The 18320-nt window shown below is 73.0% G+C and carries 18 protein-coding genes and 2 pseudogenes; 6 read left to right on the forward strand and 14 right to left on the reverse strand.

The features are described from left to right. From VFL99_RS17875 to VFL99_RS17890, 4 genes and pseudogenes are all read right to left on the reverse strand, one after another. Positions 1–269, reverse strand: a pseudogene (locus tag VFL99_RS17875) ([protein-PII] uridylyltransferase); the annotation flags it as partial. 100 nt (positions 270–369) lie between these two features. Next, positions 370–708, reverse strand: a complete 339-nt coding sequence (locus VFL99_RS17880) for a P-II family nitrogen regulator (RefSeq protein ID WP_325107725.1) — start codon at positions 706–708, stop codon at positions 370–372. Next, complete coding sequence (locus tag VFL99_RS17885) at positions 705–2051, reverse strand: ammonium transporter (RefSeq protein ID WP_325107726.1); 1347 nt, start codon at positions 2049–2051, stop codon at positions 705–707. The genes VFL99_RS17880 and VFL99_RS17885 overlap by 4 nt, the downstream gene beginning before the upstream one ends. Before the next feature lie 94 nt (positions 2052–2145). Continuing rightward, a complete protein-coding gene (locus VFL99_RS17890) occupies positions 2146–2790 on the reverse strand; it encodes a maleylpyruvate isomerase N-terminal domain-containing protein (RefSeq protein WP_325107727.1) in 645 nt (214 codons plus the stop codon). Positions 2791–2872: 82 nt separating this feature from the next. Here VFL99_RS17890 and VFL99_RS17895 point away from each other — a divergent pair, with 82 nt between their 5' ends. Then, the gene (locus tag VFL99_RS17895) at positions 2873–4294 is read left to right on the forward strand and encodes a lipase maturation factor family protein (RefSeq protein WP_325107728.1); all 1422 of its coding nucleotides are present in this window, start codon (positions 2873–2875) and stop codon (positions 4292–4294) included. Between the two features lie 17 nt (positions 4295–4311). Here the strand turns inward: VFL99_RS17895 and VFL99_RS17900 are convergent, their stop codons facing one another. From VFL99_RS17900 to VFL99_RS17920, 5 genes are all read right to left on the reverse strand, one after another. Beyond that, the gene (locus tag VFL99_RS17900; RefSeq protein WP_325107729.1) at positions 4312–4803 is read right to left on the reverse strand and encodes a hypothetical protein; all 492 of its coding nucleotides are present in this window, start codon (positions 4801–4803) and stop codon (positions 4312–4314) included. A gap of 66 nt (positions 4804–4869) precedes the next feature. Next, the gene (gene bfr / locus VFL99_RS17905; protein WP_325107730.1) at positions 4870–5334 is read right to left on the reverse strand and encodes a bacterioferritin; all 465 of its coding nucleotides are present in this window, start codon (positions 5332–5334) and stop codon (positions 4870–4872) included. Then, positions 5318–5572: a (2Fe-2S)-binding protein gene (locus VFL99_RS17910; protein WP_325107731.1), complete on the reverse strand. Its 255-nt coding sequence runs from the start codon at positions 5570–5572 to the stop codon at positions 5318–5320. Before VFL99_RS17910 ends, bfr begins: the two co-directional genes overlap by 17 nt. 34 nt (positions 5573–5606) lie before the next feature. Beyond that, on the reverse strand, positions 5607–6527 hold the full coding sequence (locus VFL99_RS17915; protein WP_325107732.1) for a pseudouridine-5'-phosphate glycosidase: 921 nt from the start codon (positions 6525–6527) through the stop codon (positions 5607–5609). Beyond that, a complete protein-coding gene (locus VFL99_RS17920; RefSeq protein WP_325107733.1) occupies positions 6524–7561 on the reverse strand; it encodes a carbohydrate kinase family protein in 1038 nt (345 codons plus the stop codon). Before VFL99_RS17920 ends, VFL99_RS17915 begins: the two co-directional genes overlap by 4 nt. Before the next feature lie 151 nt (positions 7562–7712). On the opposite strand from VFL99_RS17920, the gene VFL99_RS17925 reads away from it, so the two are divergent. The 3 genes from VFL99_RS17925 to VFL99_RS17935 all read left to right on the forward strand — a co-directional run bounded on the left by VFL99_RS17925 (position 7713) and on the right by VFL99_RS17935 (position 12167). Continuing rightward, positions 7713–9149 carry an NAD(P)/FAD-dependent oxidoreductase gene (locus tag VFL99_RS17925; RefSeq protein ID WP_325107734.1) on the forward strand — a complete coding sequence of 479 codons (1437 nt, stop codon included), beginning with the start codon at positions 7713–7715 and terminating at the stop codon, positions 9147–9149. 178 nt (positions 9150–9327) lie between these two features. Continuing rightward, on the forward strand, positions 9328–10767 hold the full coding sequence (locus VFL99_RS17930; protein WP_325107735.1) for a M16 family metallopeptidase: 1440 nt from the start codon (positions 9328–9330) through the stop codon (positions 10765–10767). Next, positions 10764–12167 carry a M16 family metallopeptidase gene (locus VFL99_RS17935; protein ID WP_325107736.1) on the forward strand — a complete coding sequence of 468 codons (1404 nt, stop codon included), beginning with the start codon at positions 10764–10766 and terminating at the stop codon, positions 12165–12167. The genes VFL99_RS17930 and VFL99_RS17935 overlap by 4 nt, the downstream gene beginning before the upstream one ends. Positions 12168–12197: 30 nt before the next feature. Here the strand turns inward: VFL99_RS17935 and VFL99_RS17940 are convergent, their stop codons facing one another. From VFL99_RS17940 to VFL99_RS17955, 4 genes are all read right to left on the reverse strand, one after another. Beyond that, complete coding sequence (locus VFL99_RS17940) at positions 12198–12977, reverse strand: inositol monophosphatase family protein (RefSeq protein ID WP_325107737.1); 780 nt, start codon at positions 12975–12977, stop codon at positions 12198–12200. A 119-nt stretch (positions 12978–13096) separates the two neighbouring features. Then, entirely contained in the window at positions 13097–14260 is a 1164-nt protein-coding gene (gene rsgA, locus VFL99_RS17945; protein WP_325107738.1) for a ribosome small subunit-dependent GTPase A, read from the reverse strand. Next, positions 14257–15657: a 3-phosphoshikimate 1-carboxyvinyltransferase gene (gene aroA / locus VFL99_RS17950; protein WP_414713801.1), complete on the reverse strand. Its 1401-nt coding sequence runs from the start codon at positions 15655–15657 to the stop codon at positions 14257–14259. Before aroA ends, rsgA begins: the two co-directional genes overlap by 4 nt. Positions 15658–15688: 31 nt before the next feature. After that, on the reverse strand, positions 15689–16210 hold the full coding sequence (locus VFL99_RS17955) for a DoxX family protein (RefSeq protein ID WP_325107739.1): 522 nt from the start codon (positions 16208–16210) through the stop codon (positions 15689–15691). A gap of 75 nt (positions 16211–16285) precedes the next feature. On the opposite strand from VFL99_RS17955, the gene VFL99_RS17960 reads away from it, so the two are divergent. Together VFL99_RS17960 and VFL99_RS17965 are read left to right on the forward strand one after the other, a co-directional pair. Next, a complete protein-coding gene (locus VFL99_RS17960) occupies positions 16286–17134 on the forward strand; it encodes an SOS response-associated peptidase (protein ID WP_325107740.1) in 849 nt (282 codons plus the stop codon). Between the two features lie 4 nt (positions 17135–17138). After that, positions 17139–17780 carry an alpha/beta hydrolase family protein gene (locus VFL99_RS17965; protein WP_325107741.1) on the forward strand — a complete coding sequence of 214 codons (642 nt, stop codon included), beginning with the start codon at positions 17139–17141 and terminating at the stop codon, positions 17778–17780. 147 nt (positions 17781–17927) lie between these two features. On the opposite strand, the pseudogene VFL99_RS17970 reads toward VFL99_RS17965, so the two are convergent. Next, positions 17928–18320, reverse strand: a pseudogene (locus VFL99_RS17970) (hypothetical protein); the annotation flags it as partial.

An 18320-nucleotide genomic window follows, 5' to 3' on the forward strand; every position in this document is an offset into this window, starting at 1 on the left:
AGCAGGACCAGGTCGACGTCGCTGAGGGGGCCGCCGTCGCAGCGGGCCAGGCTGCCGACGGCGGCCAGCGCCACCCCGTCCGAGGAGTGCCCGGCCAGCGCCTGCTCCCAGACGTCCGCCAGCCAGTCACGGGTGAGGGTCGTGACCGCGGCCCGGCGTGCGTGGCCGGCGCCGGGGGCCGCGAAGCCCCGGGCGCCGGCCACGTCGAGCCGGCGCGCGGCCAGGCCGGTGGATCCGGCCGGCCTGCCGCCCTTGGTGCTGGCTGTCACAGCTCCCCTCTCGCCGGCCGACGACCACTTCCGCCCGCGGTGCGGCGGGTCGTCCGCGACACGCCGCACCATCCGGAGAAGTGGTCGTCCGTCCGCATCACTAGAGCGCGTCGAGCCCACGCTCACCGGTCCGGACCCGGACGACGTCCTCGACCGGGACGGTCCAGATCTTCCCGTCCCCGATGCGGCCGGTCTGGGCCGCCTTGAGGACCACGTCGACGACCGAGCCGGCGTCGACGTCGTCGACCAGGACCTCGACCCGGACCTTCGGGACGAAGTCGACCTGGTACTCCGCGCCCCGGTAGACCTCGCTGTGCCCGCGCTGGCGGCCGTATCCGGAGGCCTCGCTGACGGTCATGCCGGAGATGCCGTAGGCCTCGAGCGCCTCCTTCACCTCGTCGAGCTGGTGGGGCTTGATGATGGCGGTGACGAGCTTCATGCCGACGCTCCCTCGTGAGTCCTGGCCGGTTGCCCGGCCTGGGGTGGTCCGGAGTGGCTCGCAGGCAGCCCCGCAGCGAACCGGCCACCGGTGACGCCGCTGATGTCGTAGCCGGTCTCGGCGTGCTCGCGCAGGTCGATGCCGGCGACCTCGTGGTCGGTCTCCACCCGGAAGCCCATGGTGCGCTGGATGACCACGCCGATCACGGTGGTGACCAGGAACGAGAACGCGAGCACCGCGACCGCGCCGACGGCCTGCCGCCACAGCTGGTCGAGCCCGCCGCCGTAGAACAGGCCGTCGACGCCGGCCGGGGCCGAGGCACTGGCGAGGAAGCCCACCCCCAGCGTCCCGACCAGGCCACCGACGAGGTGGACCCCGACGACGTCCAGGCTGTCGTCGAACCCGAGGCGGAACTTGAGGGACACGGCATACGCACACACGGCACCGGCCACCAGGCCGAGGAGCACCGACCCGACCGGGGTGAGCGCAGAGCACGCCGGGGTGATGGCGACGAGGCCGGCGACCACCCCCGAAGCCGCGCCGAGCGAGGTGGGGTGGCCGTCGCGGCGCCGTTCCACGAGCAGCCAGCCGAGCATCGCCGCGCCGGTGGCCGCCAGCGTGTTCACCCAGGCGACCGCAGCGGTCCCGTTGGCCCCCAGCGCCGATCCCGCGTTGAACCCGAACCACCCGAACCACAGGATGCCGGCGCCGATCATGACGAGGGTGAGGTTGTGCGGCCGCATCGGCTCCCTGCCGAACCCGACGCGCTTGCCGAGCACCAGCGCGAGCGCCAGGCCGGCGGCGCCGGCGTTGATGTGGATCGCCGTGCCCCCGGCGAAGTCGATTGCCTTGAGCTGGTTGGCGATCCAGCCACCCCGCTCCGCCGCGAACCCGTCGAACGCGAACACCCAGTGCGCCACCGGGAAGTACACGACGGTCGCCCACACGACGGTGAACACGGTCCACGCGGTGAACCTGGCGCGGTCGGCGATGGCGCCGCTCACCAGGGCCACCGCGATGATCGCGAAGACCGACTGGAAGGCGACGAACGCGGCCGCCGGGATGGTCCCGAACACCCGGTCCCCCAACAACCCGTCGAGCCCGAAGTGCTGGAAGGGGTTTCCGACGATGCCGTGCCACGACTCGCCGAACGCCTCGCTGTAGCCCCACAGCACCCACGCCACCGAGACGGTGCCGAGGGCGATGAAGCTCATCATCATCATGTTCAGGACGCTCTTGGACCTGACCATGCCGCCGTAGAAGAGCGCGAGACCGGGAGTCATGAACAGCACCAGAGCGGCACTGGCCAGGACCCAAGCGGTGTCGCCGGTGTTGATGTCCATGCCGAGAGGGTGGCGGGCGCGCGTTTCGGGCGGCGCCGGCTCGTGTTACGGGCGTGTTAGAAGATTTTCGGTATGCCGCGTGGCGGGCTCGCGCTCAGAACGCCGAGACCGTGGCGGGTGCCCGCTGTGGGCGGGACAGCGCTCGTACGAGCGCATCCTGTCCGTGGCGCCGCACCGCGACCCCCGTGAGCAGGCCCAGCACCGGGGTCAGCACGGTCTCCTCGAACTGCGGCGTGGGGGTCCCGACGCTGGCGGCGAGGTCGTCGCTGTGCACGACGATCTCCATCATCCGTGTCGTGAGGAAGTCCTCGGTGCGCAGCGACCAGCCCTGCCAGGCGATGTGGACCGTGTCCGGGTCGCGGGGAGCGTCCAGCAGGGCCGGCAGTCGCTCGAGCACCTCGCTGCCCTCGGTGAGGACTGCATCAGGGCCCGCCGAGGCCGCGGCGTTGTCCTGCTCGTCCTGCTCCGGGTCGGTGCGGCCGGCCTGCGACTCGCGCACCCACACGGCTCGCGCGTAGTGCTCGAGCATCGGGATCGGTGGTTGGTCGACGGTGGGCGCCGACATCAGGCGCTCGGTGTTGCCGGCCTGCTTGAGCAGGTGGTGGGCGAGTCCGCCGACCGTCATGCCGGCGCAGGCGCTCTCGCTCCCCCAGGCATCACGCACCTGCCGCGAGGAGGCCAGCTCGTGGGCGGCCTTGGCGGCGGACAGGAACGCGGCGACGTGCTCGGCTCGGGTCATGGCCCGACACTAGCCGTGCCCCGGTCGCGTTCGTCGTGGCAGGGCAGGCGGTAGCGTCGGTGCGCGCCTACCGTGGACTGACGTGGACTGGTTCGTCGCCGACGGGTACTGGCTGGCCCGGCTGGTCTTCCAGCGGGGCCTCGCGGTGGTCTACCTCGTGGCCTTCGTGGCAGCGCTGCGCCAGTTCCGTGGGCTGCTCGGCGAGCACGGGTTGCTGCCCGTGCCGGAGTTCTTGGGCCAGGTGCCGTTCCGACGTTCGCCGAGCCTGTTCCACTGGCACTACTCCGACCGCCTGTATGCCGCGGTGTCCTGGGCCGGAGCTGCCCTCGCGTCGGGCGTCGTGGTCGGTCTGGCCGACCGGGTGCCGTGGTGGGTGGGCACGGTGTGGTGGCTGGTGCTGTGGGTGCTGTACCTGTCCATCGTCAACGTCGGACAGCGGTGGTACGGCTTCGGCTGGGAGTCCCTGCTGCTCGAGGTCGGGTTCCTGGCCGCCTTCACCGGCAACGCCCACACGGACCCACCGCTGCTGCTGCTCGTGCTGCTGCGCTGGGTGCTGTTCCGGCTCGAGTTCGGCGCGGGGCTGATCAAGCTGCGTGGCGACCGGTGCTGGCGCGACCTGACCTGCCTGTACTACCACCACGAGACCCAGCCGATGCCGGGTCCGTTCAGCTGGTGGTTCCACCACCTGCCCAGACCACTGCACCGGGTCGAGGTCGCGGCCAACCACGTCACGCAGCTGGTGGTGCCGTTCGGGCTCTTCGCGCCCCAGCCGGTCGCCGGCACCTGCGCGGCCATCATGATCGTCACGCAGCTGTGGCTGGTGGCCAGCGGCAACTTCTCGTGGCTCAACTGGATGGCCATCGTGCTGGCGTTGTCGGTGCTGCCGGACCGCTGGTGGGCGTTCCTGCTGCCCGGCTCGGGCGCGCACCCGGCGTGGTCCCTGCCGTGGTGGTTCTTCGCGCTGGTGCTCGCAGCGACGGTGCTCGTGCTGGCGTTGAGCTGGCGGCCGGCGCAGAACCTCGTCTCGCGCCGCCAGCTGATGAACGCCAGCTTCGACCGGCTCCACCTGGTCAACACCTACGGCGCGTTCGGCAGCGTGACGAAGGTCCGCTACGAGGTGGTCGTGGAGGGGACCGCGGACCCGCCCGGCGGCGAACGGCATTGGCAGGAGTACGAGTTCAAGGGCAAACCCGGCGACGTCACGCGGCTGCCCCGCCAGTTCGCGCCCTACCACCTGCGCCTGGACTGGCTGATGTGGTTCGCCGCGCTCTCACCGGCCTATGCCGAGCCGTGGTTCACGCGGATGCTGCGCGCGCTGCTGGAGGGGGACCCGTCGCTGCGCAAGCTGTTGCGCCGGGACCCCTTCGACGGCCGGCCACCGGTCGCGGTGCGGGCCCGGCTGTTCCGCTACCGCTTCAGCACCTGGGGCGAGTGGCGGCATACCGGGGCGTGGTGGCAGCGCACGCTGGTCGGGGACTACGCGGGTCCGCTGACCCGCCGCTGACGCAGGTTCGGAGGCGGTCAGTGTCCCCACGAGGTCGTGGGCGTGGGGCCGATCGCCACCGGCCCGGAGAACTGGTGGCCGCGCCGCCGACGCTCCCGCTCCTGCTCGCGCTCCTCGTCCTCGGGCCGGCGCCGCGGCGCGAACAGCAGGTGGTAGGCCAGCCCGGCGGCCGTGGCCAGGACCAGCTTGTCGAGGACGTCGGCGGTCCAGTCCTCCTGGTCCCACTGCTCGGGGTGGAACCGCCCGAGCGCGGTGCTCAGGGCCAGGTCGCCGCCGTAGACGGCCGCGAAGACCGCCCCGATGGCCGGTATGCCGTGCAGTCCCCGCCGCGCTGCCAGCGCGTGCGCGAGGCCCCACTGGGCGCCGAGGGTGAGCCGGTCGGCCCAGTCGTCGCCGGTGTGCGGCAGGTCGAAGTTCTCGCCGGCGAATCCGACGAACGCGCCGCCCGTCAGGCCGGCGAGGGTGCCCCGAACGAGGCTGGACAGGAGGGAGGGGCGATGGGTGGCCATACGTGATCGTGTGGCCGATTCCGGCGGCCCGCAACCGGGCGGAGCGGCAGCGGCGCGGCGGCCGGCCTACTCGGGTGCGGCGCCCGCGTCGAGCTGCTGGGCGAGGTAGCCCTGCAGCCCGACCCGCTCGATCGCCTCGAGCTGGCTCTCGAACCAGTCAGCGTGCTTCTCCTCGTCGCGCACCATCTCCTCGAAGACGGCGGCGCTGCCGTGGTCGCCGAGGTCGTGGCACTCCTTGGCGGCGGCGTTGAACTGCGCGACGGCGCCCACCTCGCTGTCCAGGGCGAGGCGCAGCATCTCCTCGGGCGACTCGCCGACCTGGATCGCGTTGAGCTTCTGCAGGTTGGGGTGGCCCTCGAACAACAGGATCCGGTTGATCAGGGCGTCGGCGTCGCGCATCTCGTCGATGGACAGGTCGTAGAAGACCTTGCCCAGCTTCGGGAAGCCCCAGTTGTCCAGCATCCTGGCGTGCAGGAAGTAGGTGTTGGTGACGGTGAGCTCGAGGGTCAGGGCCTCATTGAACAGTTGCACCACGCGCGGGCTGATCGGTTGCACCTGCGACCTCCAGGAGGGCTGCATCGACGCCGCCGACCGGCCGGTCGACAGTGGGGCCATGCTGGCACAGCAGCGCCTTCACGGAGAACACACAGCCGCCGCAGTTCTGCCCCGCGCCGGTGGCCTGGCAGGCCTGGGCGAGCGTGCAGGCGCCCTGGTCGAGCGCCGCCCGCACGTCGCGGTCGGTGACGACCTCGCAGTGGCAGATGATCACGGAGGGAAGGCTAACCTAACCTCGCGGTGGTGCGCTACTCGGCCGCGTACGCCCGCGCCACCGCCGCCCCCAGCCGGGCGTTGTTGCGCACCAGGGCGATGTTGGTGCGCAGGCTCTCACCGCCGGTGATCTCCACGATCCGCCCCAGCAGGAACGGCGTGGCCTCCTTGCCGCTGATGCCGGCGGCGGCCATGTCCGCCAGGGCTTGGTCGATGATCGCCGAGATCCGCTCCGAGGGGATCTCCTCCTCCTCCGGGACCGGGTTCGCCAGCAGCACCCCGCCGCGCAGGCCGAGGTCCCACTTGGCGTGCATGAGCGCCGCGGCCTCCTCGGGGTCCTCCACCCGCAGCGGGACCGGCTGCCCGCTGTGCCGGGAGTAGAACGCCGGGAAATCGTCGGTGCGGTAACCGAGCACCGGCACGCCCAGCGTCTCCAGCCGCTCCAGGGTCAGCCCGATGTCGAGGATGCTCTTCACCCCGGCGCTCACCACGGTGACGTCGGTGCGGGCCAGCTCCTCGAGGTCGGCGCTCACGTCGAACGTCTCGCCCGCGCCGCGGTGCACGCCGCCGATGCCACCCGTCACGAACACGGGTATGCCGGCCAGCGCCGCAATCCGCATCGTCGCCGCGACGGTGGTCGCCCCGTGGGCCCGCCTGGCCATGACGTAGGGGATGTCGCGGATGCTCACCTTGGCGACGTCACCGCTGGAGCCGAGCAGCTCCAGGTCCGGGGTGGTGAGCCCCACCCGGGGACGGCCGTGCAGGATCGCGATGGTCGCCGGCACGACGCCCTCGTCGCGGAGCAGCTGCTCGACGCCGCGGGCGGTCTCGACGTTCTGCGGGTAGGGCATGCCGTGACTGATGATCGTGCTCTCCAGCGCTACGACGGGCCGGCCGGACTGCAGGGCGCTGCGGACCTCGGCGGTGACCTCCAGCGCGGGGTGTGGGTTGCTCATCGGGTCCTCTCATCGTGGGGGGAAGGGGCTGGCTGCGCGGACGGGACGGGCTGCGCGGCGAGGGCGGCGGCCATCGCGGCAGCGAGGTCGGGGCGCACGGTATGCGGGCTCTGCACCGTCAGGGCGGCGGCGAGGTGACCCTGGCGGGCCGCCTCGAGCGGATCGGCACCGGCCAGCAGGGCGTGGGCGAAGGCCGCGAGCATCGCGTCGCCGGCCCCGGTCACGTCCTGCACGGTGACGGTGGGGGAGGGCAGGTGGACGGGCTCGCGGCCGCGGGTGGCGAGGACGCTGCCGCGCGGGCCCTGCCGCACCCACACGTGGGTCACGCCGCGGTCGTGCAGTGCGGCGGCGGCAGCCCGCAGCTGCTCGTCGGGCGCGGCCCCGCGGTCGCCGCTCTCGCTGGGTGCGGGGGCGAGCAGGGCCGGGAGCTCGTCCTCGTTCGGGGTGACGGCGAGCAGCGGGTGGTCCGGTCCGAGCAGGGGCGCCGCGCGCCGGGCCTTGGGCACGCTCACCGGGTCCAGCAGGCAGGGCACGCCGGCCGCCGCGCAGGTCCGCAGCAGGTGCTCCAGCGTCGGCGCAGCGAGGTTGCCGTCGGCGATGACCAGGGCGGCGCCGCGGAGGAGGTCCGTGACCGGCGCGAGGTCGGCCGGGCCGAGGGCGTCGGCGGCGGCCATGTCGGCGACCGCGACGAGCAGCTCGCCGGTGTGGTCCAGCACCGCCGTGTAGGTGCCCGTCCGCTCCGCCGAGCGCAGCACCGCGCTCACGTCGACGCCGGCGGCCCGCGTCTGTTCCAGCAACGCCTCCCCGGCGGCGTCCTGACCGACCGCGGCCACCAGGTGCGTGGGCGTGCCGAGCCGGGCCAGGTTCTCGGCGATGTTGCGCCCCACCCCGCCGTTGCCCATGACCGCCCGGCCCGGGTTGCTCGTCCCGGGCACCGCCGGCTGCGCCGAGCGCACCTTGATGTCGACGTTGGCGCCCCCGACGACGACGGCGTACCCACCCGGGCACGGCAGGGAGGCGCGCGTGGACGGCATACCGGAAATCTACGGGGTGCGGATGCCCGGTGGTGCAGCCGCGGGATGGCAGGACCGGCGGGGCCTCGACACAATGGGCGACGACGGCGCCGATCGCCGGCGCCGGGCCGCGGCTGGCCCCGGACGCGAGGGATCGGACGAGAGGGATCGGATGAGCATCGAGCAGCTCGAGCACACGAACCAGATCGGAGAGGGCGCCGGTGGGGGCCACCGACCGCGCATCGTCGTGGTCGGGTCCGGCTTCGGCGGGCTGTTCGGCGCGCAGGCGCTCAAGCACGCCGACGCCGAGGTCACCCTCGTGGCGCGCACGAGCCACCACCTGTTCCAGCCGCTGCTCTACCAGGTGGCGACCGGCATCCTGTCCGAGGGGGAGGTCGCGCCCGCCACCCGGGAGGTGCTCAGCCGGCAGCGCAACACCGAGGTCGTGACGGGCAACGTCACCCACATCGACCTCGAGAAGCGCACGGTGACCGCGCACATCCTGGACCGTGAGAGCGTCTACCCGTACGACTACCTGCTGCTGGCTGCCGGTTCGGGCCAATCCTGGTTCGGGCACAACGAGTTCGCCGTCCACGCCCCCGGGATGAAGAGCATCGACGACGCGCTGGAGCTGCGCGGGCGGATCTTCGGCTGCTTCGAGCTGGCCGAGATCGCGGCCGACCGGGGCAAGCCGGAGGACGTCGACCGGCTGATGACCTTCGTGGTCGTCGGCGCTGGGCCGACCGGGGTGGAGATGGCCGGGCAGATCGCCGAGCTGTCCAAACGCACCCTCAAGCACGACTTCCGGCGGATCGACCCGACGCGGGCGCACGTGATCCTCGTCGACATGGTCGACAAGGTCCTCGGCAACTTCGGGGACCACCTGGGCGGCATCGCCCGGCGCCGGCTCGAGCAGATGGGCGTCGACATCCGGCTCGGCGCCAAGGTGGTGGACGTCGACGCCACCGGCATCGTCGTGGAGCACCAGGACGGCAGCCGCAACCGGATCGAGGCGGTGTGCAAGGTGTGGGCGGCCGGCGTGGAGGCCAGCCCGCTGGGGCGGGTGGTCGCCGAACAGGCCGGCGCCGAGGTCGACCGGGCGGGGCGCGTCAAGGTCAACCCGGACATGACGCTGCCCGGTCACCCGGAGGTCTTCGTGGTGGGCGACCTGGCCTCCCTGCCCGGCCTGCCCGGGCTGGCGCAGGGAGCGATCCAGACCGCCCGCTACGCCGCGCGCCAGATCATGCGCCGCATCGCCGGGTCCCCCCCCGAGGGACCGTTCGAGTACTTCGACAAGGGCCAGATGGCCACGGTGTCGCGGTTCAGTGCGGTCGCCAGCATCGGCAAGGCGCGTTTCGGCGGGTTCCCCGCGTGGGTTCTGTGGCTGGGCGTGCACCTCGTCTACATCATCGGGTTCAAGAACCGCGTCACGACGCTGCTGCACTGGGCGGTCAGCTTCCTCGGGCGGGGCCGTGCCGAGCGCACGGTGACCGAGCAGCAGATCTTCGCCCGGCTGGCGCTCGAGCAGCTCGGCGACGAGTTCGCCCCGAGCTTCGAGCAGACCCGCCCCGGCCACCAGCAGGACGAACCGCAGCCGCCGATCCGCTGAGGAGGCGTTCTCCGTTGCCATCGACCGGAGTTCGGGCTCCAGCACGGTGATGCTGCACCTGACCTGATCCCGCGTTTCTGCCGGCACCAGGTCCTGGCGGAGGACGGGAGGCGGGGTGGGTGCCCGGCTCCGCCGCCCGTCGCCTGAAGTGGTGCCGAACGTCGCTTAGGGTGTCGCCATGCCCTTGGACTACCCGATCGTGGAGCGCGCGCTGCCCAACGGGCTGCGGGTGGTCGTCTCCGAGGACCACGCGGTCCCCACCGTCACGGTGAACATCTGGGTGGGGGTCGGCTCGCGGCACGAGGCCGAAGGTCGCACCGGCTTCGCGCACCTCTTCGAGCACCTGATGTTCCAAGGGTCGGCCCACGTCGCCAGCGGTGAGCACTTCAGCGCGCTGATGGCCCAGGGGGCGCGACTCAACGCGACCACCTGGTTCGACCGGACCAACTACTTCGAGACCGTGCCCAAGGGCGCGTTCGAGCTCGCGCTGTGGATGGAGGCCGACCGGCACGGCCGGCTGCTGGAGGCGGTCACCCAGGAGAACCTCGACAACCAGCGCGACGTGGTCAAGGAGGAGAAGCGGCAGCGCTACGACAATGTGCCCTACGGCACCGCGCTGAGCGACCTCTACGCCACCGTCTTCCCCAAGGGGCACCCCTACCACCACCCGACCATCGGGGCGATGGAGGACCTCGACGCCGCCAGCCTCGAGGACGTGCACGCCTTCTACCGCCGGCACTACCGGCCGGACAACACCGTCCTCACCGTGGTCGGCGACGTCGCGGCGGAGGAGGCCTTCGCGGCGGCCGAGCGCTACTTCGGCGGCCTGCCCGCCGCCGAGGTCACCTCTCGCGGGCCGGTGGACGCGCTCGCGCCGCTCACCGAGCCGATGCGCACCGAGCGGGTGGTGCACGTGCCCCACGACCGGCTCTACCTGGGGTTCCGGCTGCCCGTCGACTCCACCAGCGAGTTCTGGGCCGCGTCGCTGGCACTGGACTGCCTGGGCAGCATGGCGATCTCCCGGCTCTACCGCCGGCTGGTGCGCGGTGACGAGCTGGCCACGCACGTCGCGGCACACGGGATGGGCCTGGTCGACGGGGTCTCGCTCGGGCTCGTCGTGGTCGACGTCGCCGACGGCGTCAGCCCGGACACCGCCGAACAGGCCGTCTGCGCGGAGCTGGAACGGTTCGCCGCGTCCGGACCGACCGACGTGGAGCTCGAGGCGGCACGCTCGCAGACCGAACGGTCCTGGCTGTCCGCCCTCGCCGCCCAAGACGAGCGGGCCGACCTGATCAGCCGGTTCGGCCTGCTGCACGGCGACCCGGGCTTCATCAACACCTTCCTGGACCACCTCGCCGACGTCAGTGCCGCACAGGTGCGCGAGGCGGCGGCCCGCTACCTCCTGCCCCACGCGCGAGCCGTGGTCGCCTATCTGCGCGCCGGGACCGACGAGGAGGACCGGGTGATCGAGGAAGCAGCGCAGGACGACGCCGTCGGCGGGCCCGAGGACGGGGACGCAGGTGGTCCGCAGCCTTCGGGTGGTCCGGAGGGCGTGGGTGGGATCGCCACGCAGGATCGGGCAGAGGGGCAGAACGACAACGAAGGAGCCGCATCGTGAGCACTGGCCAGCCGGGTCTGGCAACCCTGCCGCCCCGCCCGGAGGTCCAGCCGGCCGAGCCGTGGGAGTTTCCCGGGGCGCGCCGCGGCGAGCTGCCGAACGGCATGACGACGGTCGCCTACGACATTCCCGGACAGTACGTCCTGTCGCTGCGCGTCGCGTTCCACGCCCCGCTGCGCCTCGAGCCGCGCGACCGCGAGGGTGTCGGCACGATCATGGCCCGCACCATGGACGAGGGCACGCGCTCCCATGACGCCGACGAGATGGCCGAGGCGCTCGAGCGTGCGGGCATCGCCGTCGGTGCCGGGATGGCCGAGTCGGGCCTCGTCGTCGACGTCGACGTGGCACCCCGGCACTTCGCGCGGGCGCTGGAGCTGCTCACCGAGTTCCTCAGCGAGCCGGCGTTCCCCGAGGCCGAGGTCGCCCGCCACGTGCGCGCCCGCCTCGCCGAGATCGAGCACGAACGGGCCGCGCCGGGCAGCCGCGCGGCGCTGGAGTTCCTGCGCACCTACTTCCAGCCGTCCGAACGCGCCGCGCGTCCCGCCGCCGGTGCCCGCGACACGGTCGCCCGGATCACCCGCGACGACGTCGCCGCCTTCCACGCCCGGCACGTCCACCCGGACCGCGCCACGCTCGTCGTCGCCGGTGACCTGTCCGGGCTCGACGTGGACGCCCAGCTCGCCGCGACCCTCGGCGCATGGACGACGACTCCGCCCGTCGAGGAGGACCCCGCCCCGGACCCGGGCGCACATCGGGCACGCGCCAGCCGGCGCCGCCGTGACGACGCGGCCCGCATCGTGTTCGTCGACCGCCCGGGTTCGGTCCAGACCGAGCTCTACGTGGGCTGTCCGGGACCGGACCGGCGCACGAAGGGCGGCTGGTCGGCATACAGCGTGCTGGGGTTCGTCCTCGGCGGCTCACCCAACGCGCGGATCGACGCGGTGCTGCGCGAGGAGAAGGGCTTCACCTACGGCATCCGCTCCGGCTTCCGACCGCACCACCGCGGTGGGCTGTTCCTGACCAGCGGGTCGGTGCGGGCGGACTCGACCGCGGAGTCGCTCGGGCTGCTGCTCGACATCCTCGACGGGGCGCGCGAGGGCTTCACCGAGGAGGAGGCGCGCGAGGGCGTGGACTACGTCGGGCGCACGGCCCCGGGCCGGTTCGCCACCTCCGACGCGGTGGCCGACGAGGCGGCGCTGCTGGCCCTCGACGGGCTGACCACCGACTTCACCAGCCAGACCCTCGCCGGGCTGGCGGACCTGGACGCGCAGGCGCTGGGGGACGCGTACGACCGCTACGTGACGGGTGAGTGGACGGTCATCGTGGTCGGCGACGCCAAGGAGTATGCCGACCCGGTGCGTCGGCTGCGTCGCGGTGACGTCACCGTCGTGCCCGCCTGAGCGACGCCTGCACCGACTGGAGGACTGCCGTCACGAGAGGCGGCGGAGGACCTCCTCGTGCAGGATCCCGTTGGTGCTCACGCCGTTGCTGCCGAACGGTCCCTCGGTGCCGTCCAACGCCGTGAACCGGCCGCCCGCCTCGGTGACGATCGGCGCGAGCGCGGCCATGTCGTAGAGCGCCAGCTCCGGCTCCGGCGCGATGTCCACGGCGCCCTCGGCCACGAGCATGTGCGACCAGAAGTCGCCGTAGGCGCGGCTCCGCCAGCAGTCGTCGCACAGCTGGAGCAGCTGGTCCTGCTTGCCGCGCTCGCGCCAGCCGCCGAGGCTGGAGTAGGAGAGCGAGGCGTCCTCCAGGCGGGAGACCTTGGACACGCTGATCGCCCGGGCGTTCATCAGGCTCCGGCCGGTCCAGGCGCCCGAGCCCTTGGCGGCCCACCAGCGCCGGCCGAGGGCCGGTGCCGCGACGAGCCCGAGCACCGCCTCGTCGCCGTCGACAAGGCCGATGAGGGTGGCCCACACCGGCACGCCGCGCACGTAGTTGTGCGTCCCGTCGATGGGGTCGATGACCCAGCGGCGCGGTCCGTGACCGGTGGTCTCCATCTCCTCGCCCTCGACGGCGTCCCGCGGGCGGGTGCGCCCGAGCTGGTAGCGGATCAGCTCCTCGGCCTCCCGGTCGGCGTCGCTGACCAGCGTCAGGTCCGGCTTGGTCTCCACGACCAGGTCCTTGGCCTGGAACCGGGAGGTGGTGAGCCGCTCGACGTTGTCAGCGAGCACGTGGGCGAGGCGCAGGTCGTCGTCGTATCGGGGCACGCTTGGCAGGCTAACCGGTCGCGTGACACGGCGGTGGGAGCACCGCCGCGCCCCCGCCGCGGGCGCTTCCTCCATCGGCTACAAGGGTGGTGGCCTGCGGGGTTCCGGCGCTCCAGTGGTCAGTCGCCGGCCTGCGGCGTCCGGCTCTCCAGCAACCGGCGCAGGGACTCCAGCCGCGAGGGCCCGGCTGGTCCGGCGTGCCCCTCGGCCACCCAGGCGTCGAGCGCGCACTCCGGCTCGTCGTGGGTGCAGCCGCGCGGGCAGCCGGCGGTGCCGGGCTCGAGGTCGGGGAAGTGGTGGATGATCCGCCCGGGGTCGACGTGGGCCAACCCGAACGAGCGCACGCCTGGGGTGTCCACCACCCAGCCGCCGTCGCCGCTGTTCCCTCTCGCGGCTCCTGCGACGTCGCCGCTGTTCCCTCTCGCGGCTCCTGCGACGTCGCCGCTGTTCCCTCTCGCGGCTCCTGCGCTGGGCAGTCGCAGCGCCACCGCCGATGTGGAGGTATGCCGGCCCCGACCGGTCACGTCGTTGACGGCGCCGGTCGCTCGCCTCGCCTCGGGCACGAGTGCGTTGACCAGCGTCGACTTGCCCACCCCGGAGTGGCCGACGAGGACGCTGAGCCGGCCGCGCAGGTGGTCGTGGACCGCCTCGAGCCCGCTGAGCGCTCGACCCGGCGAGGTCGCGGGATCGTCCTTCGTCGCACCACCCCCCGTCACGCGGGCCGCCGGCACCATCGCCGTCACGACGTGCGGCACCTCGAGCGGCGCGTAGCGCTCGAGGAACTCGGCGGGGTCGACGAGGTCGGCCTTGGTGATGACCAGCAACGGGTCCATGCCGGCGTCGTAGGCGGCGACCAGGCAGCGGTCGATGAGCCGCGGCCGGGGCTCGGGGTCGGCGACGGCGGTGACGACGACCAGCTGGTCGGCGTTGGCCACGATGACCCGCTCGACCGGGTCGGTGTCGTCGGCCGTTCGACGCAGCACGGAGGACCGCGGCTCGGTCCGCACGATGCGCGCCAGGGTGCCCGGTTCGCCCGAGGTGTCGCCCACGAGCGCGGCTCGGTCACCCACGACGACGCTGGTGCGGCCGAGCTCACGGGCCTTCATCGCGGTGACGACCGTGCCGTCGACCAGGACGGTGTAGCGGCCCCGGTCCACGGCGGTCACCAGACCGGTGACGGCGTCCTCGTGGCTGGGCCGCTCCTTGGTGCGCGGCCGGGACCCTCGTCGTCCCGGCCGGATCCGCACGTCGCTCTCGTCGTAGTCGCGACGGCGAGGGCTCACCAACGGCCCTCGGGGTCGGCGGCCAGGGGGCGGCGGCCCTCGAAGGGGTCGCTGGCCTCGTCAGCGGCGCACCGGTCGGTCGAGGGGGTCTCGCCCGACAGCAGTCCGGTCCACATCCCGGGGAAGTCCGGCAGCGTCTTGCCGGTCGTGGCGATGTTCTCCACGACCAGTCCGGGCACGGCCAGGCCGAGAACCGCCGCGGCCATCGCCATCCGGTGGTCGTCGTAGGTGTGGAACGTGCCGCCGTGCAACGGTCTCGGCACGATGTGCAGCGCGTCGGGGCTCTCCTCGACCTGCGCGCCGAGGGCGCCCAGCTCGGTGGCGAGGGCGTGCAGCCGGTCGGTCTCGTGTCCCCGCAGGTGGGCGATGCCGCGCAGCCGGGACGGCGAGGTCGCCAGCGCCGCCAGCGCCGCCACCACCGGGGTGAGCTCACCGACGTCGTGCAAGTCGACGTCGAGCCCGGCGATCGGTTCACCGCCGCGGACGGTGAGTCCCGCGCGGTCCAGCAGCACGTCGGCGCCCATCGCGTCGAGGATGTCGCGCAGCGCGTCCCCGGCCTGCGAGGTGTGTTGCGGCCAGCCGGGCACCCGCACGCAGCCCCCGGCGACCAGGGGCGCGGCGACGAACGGCGCCGCACCGGACAGGTCCGGCTCCACCTGCACCTCGAGCGGGTGGATCTCGCCGGGCTCGACCCGCCAGGTGTCCTCGCCGTCGTCGACCACGGCCCCTGCGTCGCGCAGCACCTCCACGGTCATCTGCAGGTGCGGGGCGCTCGGCACGGGCTCGCCGCGGTGCACGACGGTGATCCCCTCGTCGAACCGGGGACCGGCGAGCAGCAGGGCCGAGATGAACTGCGAGCTCGAGGACGCGTCCAGCACCACCTGCCCGCCACGGACCGCGCCGGTGCCGGCGATGGTGAACGGCAGTCGCCCACGCCCCTCGTCCTCGACCCGGACGCCGAGGTCCCGCAGGGCGCCGAGCAGTGGGGCCATCGGGCGGACCCGGGCCCCTGCGTCGCCGTCGAACCGGACGGGGGCGTCGGCCAGCGCCGCGACCGGCGGCAGGAACCGCATCACGGTCCCGGCCAGCCCGCAGTCGATGCTCGCGGCTGTGTCGAGCGTGGCCGGCGTGATCAGCCAGTCCGGGCTCTGCGGGTCGTCACCGGCGTAGTCCTCCACCCCGGCGCCCAGCGAGCGCAGGGCCTCGGCCATCAGCAGGGTGTCCCGCGATCGCAGTGGCCGGCGCAGGCGGGAGGTGCCGTTGGCGAGGGCCGCGAGGACGAGGAAACGGTTGGTCAGCGACTTGCTGCCCGGCAGTTGGACGGTCGCGTCGAGCGCGTGGGAGGCGGTCGGAGCGGACCAGTCGGTACTGCCGGGCAGGGGAGGTTGGTCAGGCACGTCGGCGTTCTTCGAGCTTTCTGGACAGGAACTAACTGGCGGCCAGCTGGGCCTCACGGCGAGCCGCCTTGGCGGCCCGCTTGATCTCGCGGCGGCTGCGGCCGGCGCTCTTCATGCCCTCGTCGATCAGGTGCTGGGCCCGCCAGGACAGGCCCGGCTTGCCCTCGGTGTCGACGGCAGCGATGAGCACACCGCCGAGCAGGCTGAGGTTCTTGAAGAACTGCACCTTCTGCTGCGCGCGCTTCTGCGGGTCGTCGATCTCCCAGAAGCGGTGCGCCCCCAGCGTCGTCGGCACCAGGGTCCCGGCGAGCACCAGCGCCGAGGTCCGCGGCATCTTGCCCATCGCGAGCATCGTCCCGGCACCCACCATGAGCGCGCCGTTGACCCGCACGAGCAGCTCCGGGTCGTCCGGCAGCCCGAGCTGCTCGCTGGCCTTCTTCAGCAGGTCCTCGACGGCCGGTGCCTTGGTGTTCGGGTGCCGCAGCTGGTCCAGGCCCCCGACAACAAACATCGAGGCGAGCAGCGGGCGGGCGATGCGGCGGACCAGGGTCATCGTGCGGCTCCTTCGTGTCGGGTCATCGGCACCTACCGTAGCCGCTCCCCGCGACACGGGCCCTACGCTGTCGCCATGTGCGGACGGTATGCGGCCAGCACGCACCCCGAGGACCTGGTCGAGGAGTTCGAGGTCGACGACGACCGCACCGACGAGCGGACCCGCAGCGTCCTGGCGGCGCCGCAGGACCCGCCGGTTGGTCACCCGGACCACAACATGGCGCCGTCCAAGCAGGCCCCGGTCGTGCTCACCCGGGCGCCCAAGCACCCCCAGGAGGGGTGTGCCGACCCGCCGCCGGCCCGGCGCCAGCTCCGGTTCCTTACGTGGGGACTGGTCCCGGGCTGGGTGCGCGACCCCAGGATCGGGATGCGCATGATCAACGCCCGCGCCGAGGAGCTGCTCGACAAGCGGGCGTTCACCAAGGCGGCGTTGTCCCGCCGCTGTCTCGTGCCGGCCGACGGGTGGTACGAGTGGCAGGCCAGCCCCACCGCCACCGACCGCAGGGGTCGGCCGCGCAAGCAGCCGTTCTTCGTGCGCCGCGCCGACGGCCGGCCGATGGCGATGGCGGGGCTCTACGAGTTCTGGCGCGACCGGGCACTGCCGGCCGACCACCCGGACGCCTGGCTCGTCAGCTACAGCATCATCACGACGTCCGCCGACCCCGGGCTCGACCGGCTGCACGAACGGCAGCCCCTGGTGCTCGAGCCCGAGGACTGGGCGGTGTGGCTGGACCCGAGCATGACCGACCGGGACACCGTGGCCAGGCTGCTCGACTTCCACCACGTCGGGCGGTTCGACGCCTGGCCGGTCGGACCGGCGGTCGGGTCCGTGCGCAATAACGGTGCCGAGCTCGTGGCCCCGCTCGACCGGGACCAGCTCGTCGGCGTCGTCGACCCCATGACCGGCGAGATCATCGGAGGATGAGCAGATGACCACCACCTCGCCCGTGCGCACCTCCACCCGGGAGGTGCCCACCGACGCCGGCCCCGCCCGGGTCCATGTGCACCGTCCGGCGCACGTCCGCGGCTCCGTCGTGCTCGGCCACGGCGCCGGCGGCGGAGTCGAGGCGCCCGACCTCGTGGCGCTCACCCAGCTGGCCGACGACGGGTGGCTGGTGGCGCGGGTCGAGCAACCCTGGCGGGTCGCCGGCAAGCGGGTGGCCCCGGCCCCGCCGAAGCTGGACACCGCCTGGCTCACGGTCTTCGAGGCGCTCCGCAAGGGCCGCTGGGCGGTCCCCGGGCCGCTGGTGGTCGGCGGCCGCAGCGCCGGCGCCCGCGTGGCCTGCCGCACCGCCGCGCAACTGGGGGCGGACGCGGTGCTGGCCCTGTCCTTCCCCCTGCACCCGCCGGGCAAGCCGGAGAAGTCCCGGGCGCACGAAGCGCAGCTGGTGGTCGACGCGGGGACGCCGCTGGCCGTCATACAGGGCCTGAAGGACCCGTTCGGCTCCCCGGACGACGTCTCGGAGGCGCTGCCCGGCGTGCCGGTGTTCCCCGCCCAGGGCGCCCACGGCTTCGCCGGGGACGCCGGCGACGTGCTCGACGAGGCCCGCGCCTGGCTCGACCGCTTCTGACCCCGATCTCGGGACTCTCCCGCCGATCTCGGGACTTCCCCGCCGATCTCGGGACTCTCCCGCCGATCTCGGGACTTCCCCTGCCCAGCCCAGCCGCTTCTGGCCGACCGCGAGCCACGGTGCCGGCATGAGGTCAGGGCCAGCCCGTCAGGGTCTCGGTGTCTCTGCCTCGGGGGAGTGCCAGCGATCCCGACGAGGGTCGCGTCGGCGCGCACGCCGGTGCCCACGGCGCATCATCTGGGGGAGGCTGTCCAGTCCAGGTTGGCGCAGGTGTTCCTTGGTGAAGACGTCCACGGTGAAGTTGAGCTGCTCCAACGCCCCGACACGTCGGGCATCGAGCAGGGGCTGGTCGCCCTCCGCGTGGTACCCGCCGTTGAACTCGCCCACGTAGCCTGACAACGGCTCCAAGATGTCCACACGAGCCACGAAGTTGCCGTGCAGGTCGAAGATCCGGGCGTTGGCAATCGGCGTCGGGAGTCCGGCCTCGTGCCAGTACCAGCGCAGCTCGCTCTCCTTGGGCGACTCACTCCGCTCGGTGCC

It is taken from the genome of Segeticoccus sp. (assembly GCF_035708005.1).